Source organism: Rhodococcus sp. P14 (genome assembly GCF_000256505.1).
GTDB lineage: Bacteria > Actinomycetota > Actinomycetes > Mycobacteriales > Mycobacteriaceae > Rhodococcus > Rhodococcus ruber.
Genome location: NZ_AJFC01000412.1, coordinates 1 through 2,137, shown reverse-complemented (window position 1 = coordinate 2,137; position 2,137 = coordinate 1). Strand labels below are relative to the sequence as shown.

2 protein-coding genes are annotated in these 2,137 nt (G+C 71.2%); both read right to left on the bottom strand.

Annotated features, from left to right (window positions below):
* Nucleotides 1-372: 372 nt before the first annotated feature.
* On the bottom strand, nucleotides 373-1,584 hold the full coding sequence (gene ribB / locus OEY_RS0127735) for a 3,4-dihydroxy-2-butanone-4-phosphate synthase (protein ID WP_010596972.1): 1,212 nt from the start codon (nucleotides 1,582-1,584) through the stop codon (nucleotides 373-375).
* 5 nt (nucleotides 1,585-1,589) lie between these two features.
* The gene (locus OEY_RS0127730; RefSeq protein ID WP_010596971.1) at nucleotides 1,590-2,075 is read right to left on the bottom strand and encodes a flavin reductase family protein; all 486 of its coding nucleotides are present in this window, start codon (nucleotides 2,073-2,075) and stop codon (nucleotides 1,590-1,592) included.
* Nucleotides 2,076-2,137: the final 62 nt, after the last annotated feature.

Below are 2,137 nucleotides of genomic sequence, written 5' to 3'. Positions count from 1 at the left end.
CAGGATCCGACCCATACAAGACACGATCTAAGCAACCGACAACGGGGACGACATCGTGCCCACCCAACTGGCGGTACGATGCGCGCTGCCCGAGACCAACTCGCCCCTGCCGTACCGATGTGGAATGAGCGTCGAACCGCTAACGGAGTCTTGATATTCGGCCGCGTCCACTTTCGCGACCGGAACGTTCCCCTGCCGGAATCCCAGTAGTGCACCGGCATCGAAGACACCGTCGCGCGCATCGTCGCCGCACGCGACGAGTTCGAGTCACGCAACCGCTGAAAGGCCCTCACAGCCGCTCGGCCGTCAGTCATCCGCTCCTGCAATTGCACGAGCGGATGACTGCGAGGTGCGCGGATAATATTCTGCGCCTCAGCCTTCCGCCGCCGGCAGCAGATGTCCCATCCGCCGTCGTTTGGCTTCGAGGTAACGCACGTTCGCCGGGGCCCTGCCGACGTGCAGCGGCACCCGCCCCGACACGACGATGCCGTTGGCCTCGAGGCCGGAGATCTTGGCCGGGTTGTTGGTGAGCAGCCGCACCGACCGCACGCCGAGGTCGTGCAGGATCGCGGCGGCCCCGCCGTATTCGCGGCCGTCGGCGGGTTCGTCGAGTTCGAGGTTGGCCTGCACGGTGTCCAGGCCGCCGTCCTGCAGCCGGTAGGCGGCCAGCTTCTTCAGCAGTCCGATGCCACGGCCCTCGTGCCCGCGCAGATACACCAGCACCCCGCCCTCGTGGGCGAGACGCTCGAGGGCGGCGTCGAGCTGCGGGCCGCACTCGCAGCGCTGGGAGGCGAACGACTCCCCGGTCAGGCACTCCGAATGCACCCGCACCAGCGCCCCGTCGACCGGGTCGCCGGCGAGTAGCGCCAGGTGCTCGGCACCGGTGTGCCGGTCCAGGTAGCCGACGGCACGGAAGGTGCCGAACCGGGTCGGCATCACGGTCTCGTCGGCGCGGATCACCCGCCCGGCCGGCACCACGGTTGCGGGCAGCGGGTGCGCGGCGCGGTAGTTGATCAGCTCCGCGACGGTGAGGACGGGCAGGTCGTGCCGGGCGCCGAGGTCCTCGATGCCGGGCATGCGCATCATGGACCCGTCGTCGGCGACGAGTTCGGCGATCACCCCGACCTGGGGCAGCCCGGCGAGAGCGCACAGGTCGACGGCGGCCTCGGTGTGGCCGGGACGTTCGAGCACCCCGCCGGGTCGGGCGCGCAGCGGCAGGATGTGGCCGGGCCGGATCAGGTCGCGGGTGGTGGCGGTGGGGTCGGCGAGCACCCGCAGCGTGGTGGCGCGGTCGGCGGCGCTGATGCCGGTGCTCACCCCGCGCGCCGCATCGACGGTGATCGTGTACGCGGTCTGCTTCGGGTCCTGGTTGTCGGTCACCATCGCCGGCAGGTCCAGGGCGTCGGCGCGGGCGCCGGTCATCGGCGCGCACAGCAGGCCCGAGGTGTGCCGCACGGTCCACGCGATCCACTCCGGACTCGCGTGGTGGGCGGCGAGGATCACGTCGCCCTCGTTCTCGCGGTCGGCGTCGTCGGCGACGAGGACGGGCCGCCCCGCGCGCAGTGCGGCCAGCGCCGCCTCCATCCGGCTCACGACGCCACCAGCCTGCGGAAGACGCTGCGGTGGAACACGATCGGCTCGGTGCCGGAGTCGTCGAAGTGCAGTTCGTGGACGCGCAGCACGACGATGGCGTGGTCGCCCGCGGGGACCTGCTGCTCGATCGACACGTCCATCCGGACGCTACAGCCGGCGACGAACAGCGCTCCCCCGTCGTGGGTTTCGGTGTCGAGTCCGGCGAACCGGTCGCCGTCCTTGGCCGCGAGCCCCCGGGCGGCACCGTCGGAGTTCAGGACGCTGATGCCCAAGCGCGGTCGTGCCGCGAGCTTCGGCCAGGTGGTGGAGGTGTTCTGCACGCAGAATGCCACCAGCGGTGGATCCAACGACACCGGCACGAACGTGCTGGCCGCCATGCCGAGGCGTTCGGTGCCGGTGTCGGCGCAGATCGCGACGACCCCGGACGGGACGTGGGCGAAGGCGCGGCGCAGCGCGGCGCCGTCGAGGGTCAGGGTGGTCATCGGGTCTCCGTCCGGAGAGTGGAACGCAGGACCGGCGCCCAGCGCTCGGCGTAGTCCGCGAT